The following is a 19,512-nucleotide window of genomic DNA, read 5'->3' as shown; positions in this document are numbered from 1 at the left end:
CATTTTCCCGATTATAGGCAGGGTGTCAGAATAAAGCTTTTTGCAAATGGTAAAACTGATGGCATGTATAGCTTAAAAATTGAAGGCATTCGCAACATTGATACAAACAATTATAAAATTACCCTGCTTGATCATTTTAAAAAGGATTCGTTAGATATTGGCCGGTATAAATCATACGCATTCAACATCTCCAGAAGTGACACCAACACCTTTGGTGCTAACCGCTTTGAACTAACCGTTCAGCAACTGCCTGCATCTAAATATCAACTGCCCACATTTACAGCTCAAAAAGCTACAGATGGGGTACTGCTTACCTGGAGGGCTTACAACGAGGGCCCCAATTATTTCTTCACCCTTGAAAAGCAGCAAACAAGCGGCAAAGACTATTCATCTGTTTATCACACCCAAAGCAATGGGGGTACTATTTATAAGTACACCGATAAAACACCAAACACGGGCGACAATGTATACCGTTTAAAACAAGTAGATCTGTTTGGTAATATTACTTATGCCGGGCCGGTTAATATTTATTATGATAAAAGCGGTAACGCAAGTATGTTTAGTGTATACCCTAACCCTACCGTTGAAACCTTGAATATTGCTATTACTAATGGTAAAACAACTACGGCACCTTCAAAATACAAATTGAATATTTATGATGTAACCGGCAGCATGGTGCTGCAAAAAACTTCTGACAGCACTAACTGGAGCGAAAGCGTATCGCAGTTTAACCCAGGCATATACATTGCCGAATTAAAAGACGATAGCGGAAATTCGCTTGGCAAAGCCAAATTTGTGAAGAAATAACGCCTCAGTCTAAATACAATGCAAACAAAAAACCTCTTTAAGCTTAAAGCCTAAAGAGGTTTTTTGTTTATTTTATCGCTTGCAGGAGAATAAAATAGTTTATGCTTTTTTGGTATCAAGTACCGCCGGGCGGTTAACCTGGTTTAATTGCAGTTGCTGCAATATACCATTAACTACCTTAGGTAATTCTTTTAAAGTTGTTTTTGGGTTATGTAATTCGCCAACACCAAAACCGCGCCATATCAACTGCCTTGTATTACGGTCAATAATGTCGATGATCAAAGTACCCTCTTTGTAAGGTACGCGGGCCATAACACCACCTCCACCATAACCATAATATGGATATCCCCAACCAAATCCACCATAAAACGGGCGGTATCCCCAGCCATAGCCGCCATAAAACGAACGATAGCCCCAGCCAAAACCGCCCCAACCCCAGCCGGAGTAAAGTGAGCCATAATAGGCAGGGTAAAATTCATTTTTTACACCTCTCCCGGTCACTGTAGAATAGCTTACCAGCAAATCCGGATCGTTTTCCTGTAATTTAAGCCCTTTAGCCGTTAATGCCTGAATGGTAGTTTCTTTAACCTTCTCATCGGCAATTTCTTTTTTCACTATACCACCTGCCTTGTTTGGCTGCGCATCTGGCGGAAGCCAGGCAAATGTACGGTAGGCTGAAAGATTTGTTTTGTTTTTTGCTGCGGTGTAATAGTTGTAACTGCTGCAAGCAGATAGGGCAGATACCAGCAACAATACCAGCCCTAAATTAATGGTTGTTTTCATGACAAATTAGCTCTGTTATATTTGAGTATTAGACTTATGAAAAACAAAAGGTTTAATTTAAATATTATTTATTTAAATTAACTAACTGGGCGTATAATTTCTCGGTTGGCAGGCCCACTACATTGGTGTATGAGCCATATATTTTTTCGATGCCTATAAGTCCAATCCGTTCCTGAATTCCGTATGAACCAGCCTTATCAAGGGGGTTATATTCAACCACATAACTGGTGATCTCCTCCAAACTCATCTTACGGAAAAACACTTCAGATATATCAAAAAAACTATTGTATTTATGCTTATATAATAGGCACACCCCGGTTACCACCAAATGCAACTTGCCCGATAGCATTTGCAGCATTTGAATGGCATGTTCAGGAGTTTCGGGTTTACCCAATATCCGGCCATCAACACAAACAATGGTATCGGCAGTAAGAACTACCTCATCTCCTATCGTTTCGTCAAATGCTTCGGCTTTTTTACGGGCTATATAAACGGCAACTTCCTGTGGTGTTAAACCATCGGGATATGATTCATCCACGTCCTTCAGCACCACCTCAAACTCCARGTCCATCAAGCGCAAAAGCTCCTGCCTGCGTGGCGATTTAGATGCGAGAATAATTTTGGGAATATTCATTTTGGATGAAGGATTTGTGGACGAAGGATTTTCAGACAAAGGATAAAAGACTTTTGACTTTTGACTTAAATCACCAGCTATAAGCTTCCTGGCTCATCCATTTATCCTGTACCTTAAGTACTTTTTCAATAATGTCCCTGGCGCAGCCTTTGCCGCCGCCATAAGGCGATACATAAGCGCTTACTGCTTTTATTTCTTCAACAGCATCGGCAGGACAAACGGGTAAACCAGCAAGTTTCATTACTTCCAGGTCGGGTATATCATCGCCCATGTATAACACATTGGTAGCAATAATAGCCTTCTCTTCCAGGTAAATTTTAAAACGCTGCGATTTGGTATGTGTACCCATATAAACATCCTGGATCCCCAGGCTGTTTAAACGGTATATAGCACTTTTTGACCTGCTACCAGATATGGCACAAACATTATAACCGCATTTAACGGCCAACTGCAGGGCATAGCCATCCTTTATATTAAAAGCCCTGCTTTGTTCGCCGCTTTCGGTCACAAAAACAGAACCATCTGTAAGCACACCATCCACATCAAAAATAAACGTGGTTATATCTTTTAATTTATTTAGAAATGACTCCATATATTTTTATGATTTCACCGATTATTAGGTGATTACACCGATTGGACTGATGATTTTGATTTAAGACCGATCTCTTAAACTCACCACTATCTCCTCACCACTCACAACTCTATTGATTATCCCGCCACTCATATACCCAGGCCGATTGAATCTGCTCCAGGTGACCTTCGTTTGATTCGCTCCTTGTGCCGGCAAAGTTGGGCAGGCTTAGTACCCATTCCAATAGTTCGGTAAACCGGATCCGATATATTTTCGATTCGTCAAAGTCATCACCAAACTTTTCGTAAAGTTCAATGGCAATATCTTCGTAGTCGTTCCAGTGAATTGGTAAGGCAAATTTGTTCTCGCTCATTTTTTTTGGTTATATACTTAATTACGCGATGCGTTATGTATTGTACGCATTTCTATCTTAGTGCTTTGGGGGTCTTAATAAACCTCTTAATGACCAAGGAACTGCGATTGATCTGGCAGGGTAACCTCTATATCGCCATCAACAATTACACACTGGCAACCCAGGCGCGAGTTGATACGTGGGTCAACGGCCCTGTCAATAAAATCCTCCTCTTTATCAGATATTTCCTGGACGTTGTCCATTCCTTTATTAACGTAAACATGGCAGGTGCTACATCCGCAAACGCCGCCACAATTATGCTGTAGTTCGATGCCATTCTCCAGGCACACATCTAATACAGATTCTCCCTCGGCTATTGGCAGTTCAATTGTATTGTGCCCATTCTCCTCGAAGTTTATCTTTACTTTAAAAATGTTCATTTAGGCAAAAGTAACAAAATTACTTATCCCCGTGCCCTCCATTATTGTTTTTGATAATACCCTGACTTAGCAATGTATATATTTGTTGCAATTGGGGCTGGTCGGCAAGCATTTCCAGGTGCTTATTCATAGTTATTTGATCATTACGCACCGCCGGACCGGTTTGCACGGCTGCAGGTGATTGTTGCTGCACCTTTTGGGCGGTTTCCAGTATCAGTGGCCTTAGTAAATTAAAGTCCATTTCGTGATCAGTTAGCAGTTGCCTTGACACCTCATACAAGTAATTAGGAAAATTACATGCAAACACCGCTGCCAGGTGCAATATTTTACGCCCTGCCGAGCTAACGCAATAAATATTATTGCTTATTGTAGTAGCAAGCTGCTCTAAATCGGCATATATACTTTCGTTTGCTGCTTCAATACATAGTGGAACAGTTGCAAAATCAACTTCGCGGGTTTTGCTAAAGGTTTGGAGGGGATAAAGCACTCCGGCTTTATCGGTAAAAGTCAATAATACATCCAGGTTTGTTGAGCCGGAGGTATGCACTATTAGTTTTTGATATTTGGCCAGCGCTTCGCTAACCCCGGCAATGGCATCATCTTTAACCGCGATAATAAATATATCTGTATTGGGGTCAATATCGCTGAGTGTATTTATGGCAGTAGCGCCTACATGATAAGCTAATAACGCCGCATTGTGCATGTTTGGGCTATAAACCTGTACTATACGATGACCGGCATTTTTAAAAGCCGCCGCCATATGTGTTGCCACATTGCCCGATCCTATTAATGTTATGCGCATATTAATTTTACAATTTAAACCCTAAACAGGTTAAAACCAATTAAATATTTGTGTATTTTAGTAAACATCATCTAAATACGCTATGAAAATACTTAAAGTAAGTATAATAATTATAATATTCCTGGTTGGCGCAGCCTCTTTAATATTATATTGTTTTTATGAATATAACAATAAAGAGAAAAAAATATTAACCGATACCGACCGTAAAAATATTGCAGGCAGCTTTGTCAAATTAAGCCAGGGCGTTACCCATTACGAACTTAAAGGCCCCCAAAATGGCGAAGTAATTATACTTGTTCATGGCTTTAGTGTTCCGTATTATATATGGGATGGTACATATGAATACCTTATTAATAAAGGATATAAAGTATTACGATATGACACCTATGGCAGGGGCTACTCTGACAGGCCCGACGTTGTTTATGATAAAGAACTATACGACAACCAGCTACTCGAACTTATTAAACAGTTAAAACTGCAAGGCAAAGTTAATTTGGCCGGCGTATCTTTCGGTGGCAAAATTGTAACCAACTTTGCCTGCAAGCATCCCGATCTGATAAACAAAGTTATACTTATTGATCCGGCATACGAAAACAAAAAGCCAAATGCACCTAAATATATAACCATGTATAACGAAGCTGTAAACTCTGATGAGCGTGCCAGGGGCCAGGTTACAGATTTTAAATACCCGAAGCTGCACCCGGGATGGGAAAAACTTTATCTGCCGCAAATGAAATACAAAGGCTTCAGAAATGCACTGGTATCAACCCTGTATGATTACAACGAAAGTGGTCGCGAAAGCAATATCTGCCTCAACGGCGCCAATAAACCAGTATTACTAATATGGGGCAAGGATGATAAAACAGTGCCTTTCCGTTTCAGCGATTCTATTCGCAGTGTGCTAAAGGTTGATTTTTTCCCGGTTACCGATGCCGCGCATTTGCCATACCTGGAAAAACCTGATTTAGTTAATGCTAAAATATTATCGTTTCTGAAACAGGGGTAATTTAATTTTGGGTAACTTAATCAAATGAAACCTATACTATTGTTTTGTTTGTTTTTGTTGATGGGGCTTAGCTACAATAGCCATGCAGGTACATTTGCAGCTGACACCAACAGGTATGTTAAGCAGAAAAATAAGTATGCAAAATTAAAAGCAGAATATAATAAACAGTATGAACTATATAAACGGTGGAAACCCGAATATGATAATTGCACCTTTACTTATCAGTATAAGATTGCCCAGCGCTTAAAAAAGTATCCATATTCAAAAGCAGTTAAAATATTGGCAGTATCATATTTGTATTATCTTGAACCAGATCCGTCGCTATTTTCAGATACTTTGCATCCCACAAAAACCTTCACTTATAAAGAAAAACAACAACAAAAAGGCTTAGTAATCATTAAAAACAAATTAGATTACTCTACATTACTTGAATATAAAATATTAAACCAAGACCAAATTAATCAGCTAACAAATATCATTTTTAACACCGATTTTAAAAAAAAGATGGGCTTTATTACAAGCCATCCAGATCATGTTTTGAGCCACGTAATTCTTTAATCTTTTTTAACAAAAAAGGCACAGTAATTGACCACATTGACATCTGCTTTCATTGCCATGACTATTCTTCTCAATCAAACAATATAGGTATAGGCAAAACATGCAACCAAAAATTTGACTTATTAAAAAAGTTTTTTGTTAGTGCAGGTATAAAATATGTAGAACAAGGGGCTAACGAGTAAGATAATCTCGCCGGGAGTTAACAATATTTTTTTTATTATATCACTTCCCTCTCACCCCAATCCAATCCTGCAGCCAATTCAACCTTACTAAACTCAATATGAATCACCCGGCGTTTTTTATTATTGGTGGTTCGGTTTGATGCGTGGAGCAACAAGGGTCGCATGAACATCAGGCCGCCTGCTTTTACATTACAGGTAACCTCTGTTTCGGCCTGCCAGTTGATAGTTTCAGGTCGATAGATACCTTTCTTGTGCGATCCGGGGATCACCTTTAATGCACCGTTGTCCTGATCAGTATCATCCAGATGTATTCGGATAGTGAAATTGTTTTGGAGAATATCTAATGGCGGCTGCACGCCAAACTGGTTTTGCTTAATTGTCCACGGACCATAACCAGAGATCTCCGCCTTTTTATCAACAACAATGGTCAAATCCTGGTGCCAGGCTACAAACCAGTTACTTGCTTCGGGCTTATCAAAATAAATGGATTTTACAACAAAGTAACTCTTTTCAAACAGCGTATGAATAAGTGTTTTTAAATTGCTGTTAAAAATTAAAGGAACCACCCGTGGTAATTCCTTTAAAAATTGCCTTATGGCAAACAGGTCTTCGGTTTTGCGGAATGCCGGGTTTGATTGATCGGCAGATGCTATAACATCAAGAATACCCTTAACTTCAGCATCGCCATAAACATCATTTATTATGGTAAAACCATCATTTAATATGTTTTTATGATGGGATATTAAACGSTTATCCATCCAATAAACACTTAAACGGCCTTTAGTTCCTTGTTTCTGCGAAGTATTGATAGAAAGAACCCTATCACCATAATGATAGTACCGGCCCAAAAGAAGTTGATATAGGGAAACTGGATAGCTTTCATCACCACAAATTTCTTCTTGCTTTCCGGCTGCTGAAAAACCATAATCTCTACCTTCTTAGTCTCTGGTATCACCTTGCTGAAACGCAGTTTTAAACCGGCGTCATCAACCTTACGGGCAAAATCAAATACGTTACCATTTTTGATCATATATACCGGCCTTGCGCTATACTTATTACCATTTGATACTACTTCAAGGTCGGCGCCAATGGCTACGTCGCTATCTGTAAGCGGAATGTTCTGCACTTTGGTCTCCTTGTTTAAGGCTTTCAGTACAATATATCCGTCGCGGTATCTAATGGTATCACCCGGTGCAACTTCATGTGCTACAGGGGCATCGTAGTTCTTGTCATCGTTATCGGCATCATGAGCAGCATCAGCGTTCTCACTCCCTCCTTCAGTTGCGGTAATGGCATTGGTCATGGTAATGTGCGTATACAAATCATGCAGCAAATAGTGCCTGGTATCCGGCGAAGAAGCCAGCTGACCTTTATTTACCTGTACTTTTGGTTTCAGTGTAAACTCATCGGTTACTTTACCGGCGGCATCTACCTTTTTGTAATTGATCTTAAAAAAGTGATTGGGCGATGATATAGAGTCGCCAACATAAGTTACCATATAATCGCCCATTTTTAGAGGCTGGTTACGATATACTGTTATATTTTCGCGTGGGTTTTGTTCTTTGGCAAAATCCTGGGAAAAACCTTCGCCGGTGTTGTTTATTGAAATTACCGAGCTGGTACCTGCCGATATAAGCGCGCCTATCATCAGCAAACCAAAACCGATGTGCGCAACCGCAGAACCGGCCAGTTTAAACTTGCCTTTAAAGGCATCTGCCAGTACTTTGACATTGGCTATTACCGAATATACCGAGCCGCACATTACCAGCACAAACACCATATTAAGTTTGTATACACCTGTAGCATAAACAATAAGCGCTGTTACCAAAGCTGCAAACAGCAGGTAAATACCTGTTGTGATAAAAAACCTGGTAACATCAGTCTTTTTATATTTTAAAAACTGGGTAAAGCCGGTTAAGAGAGTTATTACCAATACAAACGACGATTGGATAACGTTGTAATGCTTAGTAGTTGGCGGCGCTATCTTGGTTTTAAGTATCTCGTTCCAAACCGGTACAGAGGTTACTACCAGTAAGTGAAAGCACGAAAGACTCAAAAATACAGCGCCCACAAACATCCAGAATTCGCGGCTGTAAGTTTCTTCGTCCTTTTTGGTGATAGGCAATTCCTTCCATCTGCGTACCAGCAATACTACCGATAGTACCAGGAACAACATAATGCCTATAACCAGCTGCCAAAACATGCCAAGGTCGGTAAAAGAGTGTACGGAAGTATCGCCCAAAATACCGCTGCGGTTAAGGAACGATGAGTACCATACCAGCACAAAGCTTATCAACACTAAAAACGTAGCTGTAAAGTATGAATGACCTGTATTTTTATAAACAACAAGCACGTGAACCGCTGCCACCAGGGTTATCCAGGGGAAAATAGAAGCATTCTCTACCGGGTCCCATGCCCAGAAACCACCAAAATTAAGCGATTCATAAGCCCAGAACGCGCCCATTACCACACCGGTACCCAGTATCATACAGGCAAACAGCGTGTAAGGTATAGCAGGTTGCACCCAATCTTTATACCTTTTTTGCCAAAGCCCCGCAATTGCGTAAGCAAAAGGCACCACCATTGATGCAAAGCCCAGGAACAGCGTTGGCGGGTGAATGATCATCCAGTAATTTTGCAGTGACGGCACCATGCCCTGCCCGTCTTTTATAAACTCAAGGTAATTGGGGTTCGAAAAAATGGGTGCCTCCATTGATTGCCTTAACAACAGGAATGGCGAGCTGCCTATTCGCTGGCCCAATACCTCAACACCTAAAACCATGGTAGCCAGCATTACCTGCGATAGGGCTACAACTGTCATCACCGGGCGCTCCCATGATTTAGCCTTGAAGATGAGTACAATACCTAAAACCGACTGCCAGAACAACCATAGCAAAAAGCCCCCCTCCTGTCCGTTCCAAAAAGCTGATATGATGTAATAAATAGGCAATGAACGCGAGGTATAAGCCCAGGCGTAATGGTATTCGAAATAATGCTTGTAAATAAGGTAAAACAGGCAGGTGCCTATACCCAATATAGCGGCTGTATTAACAAAAAAGCCTATACGGCCAAGTTTTTGCCAAATACTATCCTGTTTCCCTGCGTCTTCGGTAGTGGCAAAGTAATAACTGATACAAGATAAAAGAGCGGCTCCGAAAGAAAGAACGATAAAAAACTGACCTATCTGGCCCGGTAAAAGGTGTTCACCTTTAAAAACTGTATCCATCAAAATGGTTTTATATACTGGCCTGTTTGGCCTTAACTTCTGTAACTTCTATTTTATCCTGGGTGTATTTTGATGGGCATTTCATCAGGATCTTGGATGCATGAAACTCGTTGCCAACCATAGCGCCGGTAAGCACCAGTTGTTCGCTCCGTTCAAAATCCTCTGGCTTGGTACCTGTAAAAATAACCTTACGTTCCTCGCCCTTATTATCCTTCATGTAAAACGAAAAGTAATTGGCATCCTTAGTAGCATCATAAAACAACTCTTTTGATTTATTAAGGTGCCCTACAATATGTAATTCGCTGTTGGTTTTTGAGGCATCGCCAAAAGAACCATAAGTACTTGAGTTGGAGTATACACTAATGATAACCGCTATAGCGATAGCTATAACAATAAGGCCAAAAATTGAACTTTTTTTCATTTGCGGTTTATATAAAATTAATAGAAATGCAAAAGTACAAAACGTATAGCTAATAATGTTTATTACAAGTGATATGTTTTATTTAGAACCATTCTTAACAGTAGCGCAAAAATCCAGATAAAAACTAATGAATATGCCGGGAGGCTATTAGTACAATCAACCTGCATTTTTAACATTTAACCGGTATTGTTCCGGCGATGAGCCGATGTATTTTTTAAATATCCGCGAAAAGTAATACGGATCTTCATAACCCAGGCCGGTAGCTATATCCCTTATCTTTTCGCCATTTGTATACAACAACTGGCAGGCCTTTTGCATTTTTATATGGATAAAGTAATCTATAGGCGGCATTCCGGTAGCTTTACGAAAGAGGTTTGAAAAGTGCGATACCGATAAACTATGACTTTGGGCCATTTCTTCCACCGAAAGTTTTTTGCTGATATTGCTGCGCATACGGTGAATAGTTTTGGTGATAATATCCCCTCCGTTGTCTGTTTTATTTTTAACCTGGCGATGCTGAAACAGAAACGTAGCAATAAAATGGTAAAGACAAAAGTTGGCATTACATAGGTTTTCAATATTATAGCCCATTTCAAGCGTTTTATATATGTACTCCCAAATTTCTAATGCTTTCTCATTAAATGGTATCAATAAAGGTCCGTTTGATATACCCAGCTTAAGTGCCCGGTTAAAAGCATCAATACCAGCTCCCGTGTAATGAACCCAGTAAATAGTCCATGGATCATCATTATCTGCCCAGTAGCGCATGTACTTATTTGTAGCCGGGATGATGACGAACTGGTTGCAGCTTACCTCATACCGCTTATCGTCCAATATATAATGCCCCTTCCCCTGCAGGCAATAAATAAGTATATTATCCTCACATCCTTTCCGGCGTTCGCGGTAATGAAAACTTGCTTTTGGGAAATATCCTATCTGGGTAATGTAAACCGGAAAAAGTTCCGGCTCTTTATTTTTAGCCTCTTCCAATATTTTCAAAGGAACGTTTATCAGTTTTTCACCAATAAAACCGTCCCGTCTTTTATAGCCGCTACTCATAAAATTATAATTGGTTTGCAGTTGGATAATACATATAAACAAACGTATTGCAGCTTTTATGCACTGCTATAATAGATAAAGAAATTGGCAAATACAATCATTTACAAAGGATTGCACATGGCACATATCATTATGCCAAAATCACATATCTTTTAATTATGTCTCAAATGAATAGTCCACCAACCGGCGTTTTAAGTGTTAAAACAACACGATGGTTCTCTTAATAAATTCGTTTGCGCTTAAAGGATCTACTATTTAACTTAAGTATATTTATAGCATCAGGTTGCTGAGTTAACCCGGTAAAAAAACTTAAACAATAAAAAAATGAAAGATAAGATAGGTACTAAAGAAAACCCGTTGACTTTAAAAACACCACCCTTATCATCAGACTATACCATGCATGCCGATGTAAAAGATGGTAAAGAAATTTTGGTATGCACTGTTGGCAAAACAGTTTTGCATTATGATTACCGCTGCCTCACCGATTTGCATGCGATGTTAAAAGCACATGGCGACTGGATGGAACTTGGCAGCGCCGATGAGCAAAAGCCAGCCAAAGAAGGTACAGTGGAATCATGGGGCCGTTCAGAAACAAACCCGGTTGGCGGCTGGTATGGGTTAAAAAAGGGCCTGCGCGGACGTTTCGGCATGTACATACCTCCTCTCATGGAAGCCTTAGGGCTTGCCGAGGTTACGCACGAGCCAAAAGGCAACAAAATGAGGGTGGTTTAGGATTGACCGGGGGTTTCCATTTCTGCAGTGTATTCACCCCTTGTAGCGGCGCTGTTACAAGCCGCCCTATGGAGCAAGGCCTGCTGGGCTGCCGCAATATTTTCATCCTTGCCCCGCCACAACTCCAGCGCGGGTTGCTGTATCGCTCTTGAAAATGAAAAGGTAAGCACCCAGGGCATAATCTCACCAAAATGGGTGTGCATCCTGTTCAAGCGCTCTGAAGCTAATTGGGCCGACTGACCGCCAGACAAAAAGGCGATGCCGGGCACAGTGGCAGGTACGGTTCTTAAAAAACATTTTACAGTAGCTTCGGCAACGTCATCAACGGTTGGTTTTTCGGGGCTGTCTTCTCCGGGCAGTATCATGTTTGGTTTCAGGATCATGCCTTCCAGGTCAACCCGCTGCTGGTACAATGCATTAAAAACGGCATGCAGTACTTCGGTTGTTACAGCAGCACATTGCGCTAATGAGTGGTTGCCATCCATCACCACCTCCGGCTCAACAATGGGTACCAAACCGGTTTCCTGGCAAAGAATAGCATAACGTGCCAGCGTATAGGCGTTGGCCTTTATACATGCCGAAGAAGGGATATCATTCCCTATAATAATAACTGCCCGCCATTTAGCAAAACGGGCTCCCATATCGTAATAAGCTTTTAACCGTCCGTTCAGGCCATCCAGGCCCTCGGCTATTTTTTCTCCGGGAAAACCTGCCATTGGTATAGTCCCCTCATCTACCTTTATACCCGGAATTATTCCATTCCGTTTTAAAATATCAATAAACAGGGTACCATCAGTAGTACTTTGCTTAATGGTTTCATCAAATAGGATTGCCCCGCTAATGTACTCGCCCAAACCGGAAGTATTAACTATAAGATCGCGATATTTACGCCGATATTCTTCGGTTTGGGGTATCCCTAATTCCGCAAAGCGCTTATTGCAGGTGGGTGTGCTTTCATCCATCGCCAGCAGCCCTTTATTATCTGCCATTAATCGCTGTGCGATGCTTTTTAATATTGAATTGTCCATATCCATATACGTTGTGTTAAGTAGGTATATACATGAACACGCATGGGCAATGGTTGTTTGATGATATTATAAAAGACAGCTATTTTCCCACTCCGATCATTTGGATACCGGCACCTCAATATAACTACTGTTATACCACTTCACTTTTAAAGGTGTTTTGGCATCAGCAATGCTTTCATTACTTACATCCTTCCCGGTACCATGGTTTACCTGGCAAAAGCGATTTTTATTTACGTTGATAACTACCAGCAAGCGGCTACCCCGGCTCAATTGCCTGCTTACCACCTTGGTATTTGAAAACGGAATGGCTGTTATCTTCCCGGGCTGCAATAACCTGCGATGGTTGATCTCCCAGGCGTAACTGGCACGGCCGACAAAATAGCTGAGTTCAAAATATTCGCCGTTGGGCATAACTTCATAAAGCACCACGCTGTAATCAAAATCCTTTTTATTAATGGCAGCGGTGAGCCGACCAATGAACGCCCCGTTAACAATGAGCGGTTGTTTTAAACTATCGCTCATGAAAGTAAAGCCGTTGCTGTAAATATCCTTCTGGATAATGGGATACGGATAGGCAAAACTGTTCATGGTGGTACGGTCGGCAAAATCAACCTCCTGTTCAAGGTATGCCGGGCCGATAGGTTTTTGTGCCGAAAGTTTAAACTGATCATCCTTTTTAACATTGCTAAGGTATAATTTCAGCATGCTATGGTGCATTTTTTCGAGCGATGGCGCATGATCCCAGCGATTGGCGCCCATTACCTCGTAATTAATGCGATCTTTTAATATGGCCGGCTTTTTTCCGTGTTTCATAATGTAATCAAACCATTGAAAAGTGATCTCGTTTGTATTAATGAGCGCTACCGGATCAACTTTATAATCACGCAGGTTGGCTTCTCCGCCCCTTTGCGCGCCAAAATGATCATACGGACCCAACACCAAATAATAATCGGCATTAGGGTTATATTTAGCCAGTTGCCGCAGGTAGTACAAGCCCGATGTTTGCCCATCATCATAATAACCATCAAAAGCCAGCACCGGGATATTGATCTTAGCATATTCTTTTCCATACGGAATCATAGATTGCCAATATTTATCAAAACCAGGATGCTGCAGCCAGCGTTGCAGCCATTTGTTGGGGGCGTGGTCAACGCTATCTATCTTACGGTATGCTGCACCGCTTTTGTACCACTTGTCATTTAAATCCCGCCAGCGCTGCTGGTTGTTGTAGGTTGCCGTATCCAAATATTTGTTATTGGTTACGTAAAATGCCCAGCCGTAATTGGCGTTGAGGAACACATTATTTTCCATCGGGAGGCCCATCCCAGGTATAGCCGAAACATACGGTACAATAGTTTTAAGCGCAGGGTGAACCTTGTACTTTAAAGCGGCCCATTGCACAAAGCCCGAATAACTGCCGCCATACATCCCAACCTTTCCATTGCTCCAGGGCTGTTTGCTTACCCAGTCTATCACCTCGTAAACATCTTCGGCATCGTGCTCATAGGGGGCCACTTCTTCGGGGCTCAGGCGCTTACCACGCACGTCGGCAACTACGCCCACATAACCATGATCGGCAGCGTATTTGGCTTCGGCCAGGCTCCTTTTAACATCCGAATAAATAAACACAAACAAAGCAGCAGGCTGTGGACCGGCCACATCACGCTTGCGGACAACCACCGCCGAGAGCATATGCCCTTGTCGCGTTTTAATGAACACACTATCATTAATGATATACCGTTCCGCATCAGTTTGGGGTACATTTTGGGCAAAAAGAGTTACCCCCCGGCTTATAAAAGCCAGTAATAGCAATATTTTTTTCATAATGTTTTTTTAGCTAAAAGCCGAAGGCTTAAAGCAGAAAGCTTGTGAATTTACTTTCATGCTGCCTGGCATTCTTATGTTGATTATTTATTTAATTTATATGTACTTAAAAAGCTTTCCGCCTTCAGCCTTATCCTTTCGGCTTTTTAAAGTCCGTTCAGGGTTTTAAATTTCACCGATTGCCTGTCGGATACCTCCAGCAATCGGCCTGTTTTTAAACTGATATTTAATTTACCGCCAGCCAAATGATGAATTTGACCAATAAATGCCTTATTTACGATCTGTGCACGGTTTATCCGGAAGAACACCGCCGGATCCAGCTTTTCTTCCAGTTGATTGAGCGAGCGTTTCAGGAAAGCCTTGCTATTGCCAAAATGCAATACCGCGTAATTATCCATCGATTCGATAAGGTAAATATCCGCCGGATTAACAAAGTAGCACTTGTTGCCATCCTTAATAAATATCTGCTGATTAGCAGGCGATACACTCAGCTTATCCTTTACCTTTTGCATGGCTTTTGCAAAACGCTCATCGCGGATTGGTTTTACAAGGTAATCAAGCGCGTTTGCCTCAAAAGCTTTAACCGCGTATTGATCAAAGGCAGTTGTAAAAATAACTTCGGGTACATCCGAAAGCATTTCCAGCAGGTCGAAGCCAGATCTTCCGGGCATTTGTACATCCAGGAATAGCAGCTGGGGGTTATACTTTTCTATAAGGTGCTTTGCTTCGTCAGCATTCCCGGCTTCGCCCAAAACGGCTACATCAGGGTAATCCATCAGCATCCGTTTAATTTCATCCCGCGCCAGGCGCTCATCATCCACTATAATCACGCTTATCTTTTTCATGATATGGGGGTTATGATGGTTGCTAAAACTTTATCACCCGGTAATTCTGTTAAACTGAGCGATGCTTTGTTTGGGTATTGAAGCAATAGCCGTTCCTCAAGGTTTTTTAAACCAAGTCCATTTGATTCCTCAGTATTTTTTATTCTGCCAGGGTTCCGGACGCTTATGCTAATACAACCCTCCTCCTTTTTAACGGCAATAATGATCTGGCCGCCATCTTTTTGCTGTGCGATGCCGTGCTTAATGGCATTCTCCACCAAAGTTTGGATACTTAGGGGAAGTATTAAACAAGTATCTGGTAGTTCGTCAATAGTAATTGTGAATTGCAAACGGTCTTCAAAACGGATCTTTTCCAGTTCAAGGTAATCGTTCACCAAGCTCATCTCATCATGCAAAGAGATAAGTCCTGTATTGCGCCCATATAGCGAGTTTCGTAATAAATCTGATAGGAGGTCGATCGCTCTGCGGGCTTTTACGGGATTGACACTGATGAGCGCCTTAACACTGTTGAGCGAGTTAAAAAAGAAATGCGGGTTAAGCTGGGCCGCTAACTGCTGCAATTGTGCTTCGCGGGCCACTACCTGGAGGCGTGAATATTCCTTTGCCGTATCTATCTCCATTACGGCATAATGATAAAGGTGAAAAGCCAACACCCAGATTGCCATCAGCCTGATACCAGTTGCCGAAACAATGAGGTAATTCTGCCTTAAAAATCCGCCGAACGTCGAACTAAAATTGTAGCTAAAATAATAGCGGAGCACATACAATTTAATCATCACGAGCAGCATATAAATCAATCCCATAACCAACACCGTAGGGATAAGCCTTACAGGCATACTTTTTAACTTTAACCGGATCCAATTAAGCTTATGAGCAAACAGGTAATAAGTATGGGTAACGGCTATACCAATAGCAATATCAAATACAAAGTGAAGCAGCGCCAGCCGATAACTAAAGCCACCCGGAAACGGACTATCCTGAACCTGCATCCAGGCAGAAAACGCCCAGAACAGCCCGGCCAGCGACCAGCCAAGTATTTGACATTGCCAGTAAAGCGATATGTTTTTTTCCTGTTTCAAGTTTATTGATCTGCCTGGTTAACAAAACAAACCAACAAAATCTATTTGGTAATATAAAGAGAAAATACAGGAGCGCGGAGATTTGGGGATGAGCGGGAATAATTTTTCTACAAAAAGAAAAACCGGGGTGCTTATCCCGCCATCCCGGTTAACTCTTATAAATACCTTTCAAATTTTAGATTTACTTTCTAATTTTATCAATAGCTCGCTGCAATAGCTCCCCGTGGTCTTTTTACGGAAAAAGCATATCGCTCGTTGATATTTTGAGCGATAAATTGTTTTTTTTGACCAGGTTTTAGTTTGTCAATAATTATTTGATGAAACTGTCCGCTTGAGTCGCGGTATTCAAGTGTATAGCCATTGATTGTATATGACGGGATGGAGTTTTTTACCTGGATTTCAATAGAAATGTCGGATTTGTTCAACCTGGTGACTTTGGTAATTTCAACCGGAGAGCATAATTGCCCAAACGTATAAAATGAAGGTTTAGGCCGCAGATAAATATCCGTTAATCCATGACGGCGTATTTGAAATTTACCTTTTCCTTCTTCACCCATTTGGGTTCGATAATCGTTGAGACAAAAATAAATGAAGCCTGCAATGAACGGCCTGCGACGCCATTCCTGCATGTGGTAAGCCATATCATCTACCCTTCTGGAATCGCCCCCGGAAAAAGCGGGTTCACAAAGGCCGGCCTCACTGATCATCAACGGCCGGCCTTTCAAAGCCATAGCTATATCATCAAATTTTTTAGGCAGTAAATCCCGTTGGTTACCATTCCACGTTCCTACATAATCGTTCCATGATGGTAAATCTCCCATGAGTCCAGGATCATTTTCAAGTTTAGCATCCATTTTATTTCCAACGACATTAATCAATCGCGTGGAGTCCAAAGTCCGGGCAAAACCTTTTAACTGATCGTTATCTTTCTGCGTGGATGGAACTTCGTTATTTAATGCCCATGCAAAAATACATGGATGGTTATAATGCGCTTCTGTCATCTCCGACAGTTGCTGTTTTGCAGTTATCATTACTTCAGATGTCAATTGCGCAGGCTTTTGCCACCATGGAATTTCTTCCTGCACCAGAATCCCATATTCGTCCATAAGGTCAAGCATATGTTGATCCTGCTGCCAGTGAAAACGAGTGACCACAACGTTCAGTTGTTTCATCATCCTCACCACACTGTCCATAATCATTCGGGGCTCGGCTGATCCGTAAGATGTATGACTTCCGGACATATATTCAATGCCAGGCAAGCGCACCTCCTCGCCGTTTAAAGTCAGCTTATCGCCGTTTATCATTATTTTCCTGAAACCGAACTTCTCTACCCTGACATCAGAAACCCCGTTTTTATTGCGAACCATAATCTGCAATTCATAAAGAAACGGGTTGTCAAAGTGCCAGGGTATCACCTTATTTAAATGAAACGACAACTCATAACCATCACCAATCTTCTTTGCAGTTGTCCTTTGTGAAAGAATAAGTTTTCCGGTCCTTTTTTCCTTCAATAAAGCACTAAAGTCTGCAGAGGTGACCTCAGACTCATTCAGCTTTATTTTTACCAGCGCAACAGCACTGCTATCTTTCAGATTCAAATCAGGAGTGATATGCACGTACTTTATTGATGGCCTATCACATATATAAAGCGACACTTCTCTGATAATTCCTCCATCGTTTGCCCAATCGAAAGCCTTTTGAAATGGTAAGTTTGTGGCAGAAAAGCTATTGTCACAAGAAACTACAAGCTTATTGAGTTTACCATATTCCAGGAATTTCGAGATATCGAACGAAAATGGAGTATACCCTGAATTGAGATGTTCGCCCACAAGCCTGCCATTAACAAAAAGCACCGCATCATGATACACTGCCTCAAATTTGATAAAAACCGCTTTTCCGTGCCATTTTGCCGGAACTTGAAAACTCTTAAAATACCATGCCTTACCGGCATAATTCTCAAGCCCAGTTTGAACATTCCAGGTGTGGGGTATAGAAACAATTTTGGCTTCGTGCGGCATCTCTTTAGCATACCCCTTCTGTAACCAAACATCTGCCGGATCAATTAAAAACCTCCAGGGCCCATTGAGCGGCAATTTTTGAGGATTTTGCCCGAATGCCATTACCACATGCGTAGCAAATGCCAGCAGCAAAACTATCCTGGTGAATTTTAGCCTTTTAACATTAATTTTCATCTTTATACGTATGCTTTTCTGCGGAAGTAACCTTCTATGACCAATTTTAGCGCAGCAAACAATACGCGGGCAATTTAAATCAATGGATTGTAATGTCTTTTATTAGTTTACTGGTTAAACAAACTTATTATTAACAGCCGATTTAAGTATAGATTATGTAATGAAAAAGCTGGATTATATTACGTTTTACCAATCATTCAGTTCTCAAGTTCTTTATCGGATTGACAATTGTCTCGTCCTGAAATAGCTATACAGATTTGTGAGTAAATCCTGTAAACACTATACAAATGCATTCTGTTGGCGCTAAGGAACTGTTTAAATTTGATTTATTAAGTGTTCCATTTGAGTGCAGTGGAACACCCCGAACGCTTTGGAACGCATTATGACTGATTATCAACAACTTAAGCTTTTTAAAAACCAACAAAGACCGGAACACTTATGCGACTGATAATCAACATTATAAACCTAAATATTAACTTGTGATTAAAATCAAGCTGACGGACTGTAGTTCGATATCTGAATTTATCTCGCGCAAAGACGCTAAGACGCAAAGTGATTTACTTCTTTTTTCTTTGTTAGTTAATTTCTATATAGTGTTCCTGTCTTCACTATAAATACACTTTTTTGAAGAAAAATCAATTTATATCGGGATATATAGAGCCGGATTAATTAGAAACTTATCATCCGCCCATCTCACAAATCCGGCAAATTTTAGCCTCAATTTAAGAGGCTGTCTAAAAATAAAAAACAGACCGTCATTGCCTTTGGTCTAACAAAAGAAAAAACAATAAAGATTGCTGTTGTTAGAATGGGGGGTGCAGGGGGGTGTTAAGAACTAAAAACTTTGTGGAAAACGTTATTGTAAAAGGCAGGGTGAACTTTTGTCATTGCTAGTCTAAAGGACTTAAACTCGTATTAGTTCCCTGCCTTTTATGATTGCCCAAGGCCCAGCTATAATACTTTCTTTGTAC

At 41.1% G+C, this 19,512-nt stretch carries 19 protein-coding genes; 4 read left to right on the top strand and 15 right to left on the bottom strand.

The features are described 5' to 3' along the window. On the top strand, window positions 1–807 hold an 807-nt coding region (locus AC1DQW_RS26135), incomplete at its 5' end, for a T9SS type A sorting domain-containing protein (RefSeq protein ID WP_477456742.1). 99 nt (window positions 808–906) lie between these two features. Here the strand turns inward: AC1DQW_RS26135 and AC1DQW_RS26130 are convergent. From AC1DQW_RS26130 to AC1DQW_RS26105, 6 genes are all read right to left on the bottom strand, one after another. After that, a complete protein-coding gene (locus AC1DQW_RS26130; protein WP_477456741.1) occupies window positions 907–1,590 on the bottom strand; it encodes a DUF4136 domain-containing protein in 684 nt (227 codons plus the stop codon). 64 nt (window positions 1,591–1,654) lie between these two features. Next, a complete protein-coding gene (locus tag AC1DQW_RS26125; RefSeq protein WP_477456740.1) occupies window positions 1,655–2,224 on the bottom strand; it encodes a Maf family nucleotide pyrophosphatase in 570 nt (189 codons plus the stop codon). Window positions 2,225–2,294: 70 nt separating this feature from the next. Beyond that, window positions 2,295–2,816, bottom strand: coding sequence for a KdsC family phosphatase (locus AC1DQW_RS26120; protein ID WP_477406939.1), 522 nt, complete (start codon window positions 2,814–2,816; stop codon window positions 2,295–2,297). Between the two features lie 109 nt (window positions 2,817–2,925). Next, window positions 2,926–3,168 carry a Fe-S cluster assembly protein IscX gene (gene iscX / locus AC1DQW_RS26115; protein WP_477456739.1) on the bottom strand — a complete coding sequence of 81 codons (243 nt, stop codon included), beginning with the start codon at window positions 3,166–3,168 and terminating at the stop codon, window positions 2,926–2,928. An 86-nt stretch (window positions 3,169–3,254) separates the two neighbouring features. Further along, window positions 3,255–3,587 (bottom strand): 2Fe-2S iron-sulfur cluster-binding protein, encoded by a 333-nt coding sequence (locus tag AC1DQW_RS26110; protein ID WP_477419770.1) that lies wholly within the window; start codon window positions 3,585–3,587, stop codon window positions 3,255–3,257. Window positions 3,588–3,606: 19 nt separating this feature from the next. Beyond that, window positions 3,607–4,389 (bottom strand): Rossmann-like and DUF2520 domain-containing protein, encoded by a 783-nt coding sequence (locus AC1DQW_RS26105; RefSeq protein WP_477456738.1) that lies wholly within the window; start codon window positions 4,387–4,389, stop codon window positions 3,607–3,609. Between the two features lie 82 nt (window positions 4,390–4,471). Here AC1DQW_RS26105 and AC1DQW_RS26100 point away from each other — a divergent pair, with 82 nt between their 5' ends. Then, entirely contained in the window at window positions 4,472–5,395 is a 924-nt protein-coding gene (locus tag AC1DQW_RS26100; RefSeq protein ID WP_477456737.1) for an alpha/beta fold hydrolase, read from the top strand. A 24-nt stretch (window positions 5,396–5,419) separates the two neighbouring features. Next, window positions 5,420–5,953: a hypothetical protein gene (locus tag AC1DQW_RS26095; RefSeq protein WP_477456736.1), complete on the top strand. Its 534-nt coding sequence runs from the start codon at window positions 5,420–5,422 to the stop codon at window positions 5,951–5,953. 217 nt (window positions 5,954–6,170) lie between these two features. Here the strand turns inward: AC1DQW_RS26095 and AC1DQW_RS26090 are convergent, their stop codons facing one another. From AC1DQW_RS26090 to AC1DQW_RS26075, 4 genes are all read right to left on the bottom strand, one after another. Continuing rightward, window positions 6,171–6,893 (bottom strand): phytanoyl-CoA dioxygenase family protein, encoded by a 723-nt coding sequence (locus tag AC1DQW_RS26090; RefSeq protein ID WP_477456735.1) that lies wholly within the window; start codon window positions 6,891–6,893, stop codon window positions 6,171–6,173. Window positions 6,894–6,904: 11 nt separating this feature from the next. Then, a complete protein-coding gene (gene ccsA, locus AC1DQW_RS26085; protein WP_477456734.1) occupies window positions 6,905–9,361 on the bottom strand; it encodes a cytochrome c biogenesis protein CcsA in 2,457 nt (818 codons plus the stop codon). 10 nt (window positions 9,362–9,371) lie between these two features. Next, window positions 9,372–9,782 (bottom strand): cytochrome c maturation protein CcmE domain-containing protein, encoded by a 411-nt coding sequence (locus AC1DQW_RS26080; RefSeq protein WP_477405003.1) that lies wholly within the window; start codon window positions 9,780–9,782, stop codon window positions 9,372–9,374. Window positions 9,783–9,938: 156 nt separating this feature from the next. Further along, window positions 9,939–10,841: an AraC family transcriptional regulator gene (locus AC1DQW_RS26075; protein WP_477456733.1), complete on the bottom strand. Its 903-nt coding sequence runs from the start codon at window positions 10,839–10,841 to the stop codon at window positions 9,939–9,941. 324 nt (window positions 10,842–11,165) lie between these two features. Between AC1DQW_RS26075 and AC1DQW_RS26070 the strand changes: the two genes are divergently transcribed. Beyond that, window positions 11,166–11,573, top strand: a complete 408-nt coding sequence (locus AC1DQW_RS26070) for a DUF6855 family protein (RefSeq protein WP_477456732.1) — start codon at window positions 11,166–11,168, stop codon at window positions 11,571–11,573. On the opposite strand, the gene AC1DQW_RS26065 is transcribed toward AC1DQW_RS26070, so the two are convergent. The 5 genes from AC1DQW_RS26065 to AC1DQW_RS26045 form a co-directional block, all read right to left on the bottom strand. After that, window positions 11,570–12,607, bottom strand: coding sequence for a class I fructose-bisphosphate aldolase (locus AC1DQW_RS26065; protein WP_477456731.1), 1,038 nt, complete (start codon window positions 12,605–12,607; stop codon window positions 11,570–11,572). The two genes, AC1DQW_RS26070 and AC1DQW_RS26065, sit on opposite strands and share 4 nt — an antisense overlap. A gap of 90 nt (window positions 12,608–12,697) precedes the next feature. Further along, window positions 12,698–14,425, bottom strand: a complete 1,728-nt coding sequence (locus AC1DQW_RS26060; RefSeq protein ID WP_477456730.1) for a CocE/NonD family hydrolase — start codon at window positions 14,423–14,425, stop codon at window positions 12,698–12,700. A 146-nt stretch (window positions 14,426–14,571) separates the two neighbouring features. After that, window positions 14,572–15,270 carry a LytR/AlgR family response regulator transcription factor gene (locus AC1DQW_RS26055; RefSeq protein ID WP_477456729.1) on the bottom strand — a complete coding sequence of 233 codons (699 nt, stop codon included), beginning with the start codon at window positions 15,268–15,270 and terminating at the stop codon, window positions 14,572–14,574. Beyond that, window positions 15,267–16,349, bottom strand: a complete 1,083-nt coding sequence (locus AC1DQW_RS26050) for a sensor histidine kinase (RefSeq protein WP_477456728.1) — start codon at window positions 16,347–16,349, stop codon at window positions 15,267–15,269. Before AC1DQW_RS26050 ends, AC1DQW_RS26055 begins: the two co-directional genes overlap by 4 nt. 197 nt (window positions 16,350–16,546) lie before the next feature. Continuing rightward, window positions 16,547–18,541 (bottom strand): glycoside hydrolase family 2 protein, encoded by a 1,995-nt coding sequence (locus tag AC1DQW_RS26045; protein WP_477456727.1) that lies wholly within the window; start codon window positions 18,539–18,541, stop codon window positions 16,547–16,549. Between the last annotated feature and the right edge of the window lie 971 nt (window positions 18,542–19,512).

Source organism: Mucilaginibacter sp. P5_A4 (genome assembly GCF_056400605.1).
The sequence above is the reverse complement of the archived record's forward strand: the minus strand, read 5'-3'. Positions and strand labels throughout refer to the sequence as shown.

Excerpts from the sequence above, each read along its gene's own strand:
- AC1DQW_RS26100 (WP_477456737.1), top strand. The coding sequence starts at position 4,472 with ATGAAAATACTTAAAGTAAGTATAATAATTATAATATTCCTGGTTGGC.
- AC1DQW_RS26120 (WP_477406939.1), bottom strand. The coding sequence starts at position 2,816 with ATGGAGTCATTTCTAAATAAATTAAAAGATATAACCACGTTTATTTTT.
- AC1DQW_RS26055 (WP_477456729.1), bottom strand. The coding sequence starts at position 15,270 with ATGAAAAAGATAAGCGTGATTATAGTGGATGATGAGCGCCTGGCGCGG.
- AC1DQW_RS26080 (WP_477405003.1), bottom strand. The coding sequence starts at position 9,782 with ATGAAAAAAAGTTCAATTTTTGGCCTTATTGTTATAGCTATCGCTATA.
- AC1DQW_RS26060 (WP_477456730.1), bottom strand. The coding sequence starts at position 14,425 with ATGAAAAAAATATTGCTATTACTGGCTTTTATAAGCCGGGGGGTAACT.
- AC1DQW_RS26105 (WP_477456738.1), bottom strand. The coding sequence starts at position 4,389 with ATGCGCATAACATTAATAGGATCGGGCAATGTGGCAACACATATGGCG.
- AC1DQW_RS26065 (WP_477456731.1), bottom strand. The coding sequence starts at position 12,607 with ATGGATATGGACAATTCAATATTAAAAAGCATCGCACAGCGATTAATG.
- AC1DQW_RS26045 (WP_477456727.1), bottom strand. The coding sequence starts at position 18,541 with ATGAAAATTAATGTTAAAAGGCTAAAATTCACCAGGATAGTTTTGCTG.
- AC1DQW_RS26095 (WP_477456736.1), top strand. The coding sequence starts at position 5,420 with ATGAAACCTATACTATTGTTTTGTTTGTTTTTGTTGATGGGGCTTAGC.
- iscX (WP_477456739.1), bottom strand. The coding sequence starts at position 3,168 with ATGAGCGAGAACAAATTTGCCTTACCAATTCACTGGAACGACTACGAA.
- AC1DQW_RS26070 (WP_477456732.1), top strand. The coding sequence starts at position 11,166 with ATGAAAGATAAGATAGGTACTAAAGAAAACCCGTTGACTTTAAAAACA.
- AC1DQW_RS26075 (WP_477456733.1), bottom strand. The coding sequence starts at position 10,841 with ATGAGTAGCGGCTATAAAAGACGGGACGGTTTTATTGGTGAAAAACTG.
- AC1DQW_RS26130 (WP_477456741.1), bottom strand. The coding sequence starts at position 1,590 with ATGAAAACAACCATTAATTTAGGGCTGGTATTGTTGCTGGTATCTGCC.
- AC1DQW_RS26110 (WP_477419770.1), bottom strand. The coding sequence starts at position 3,587 with ATGAACATTTTTAAAGTAAAGATAAACTTCGAGGAGAATGGGCACAAT.
- ccsA (WP_477456734.1), bottom strand. The coding sequence starts at position 9,361 with ATGGATACAGTTTTTAAAGGTGAACACCTTTTACCGGGCCAGATAGGT.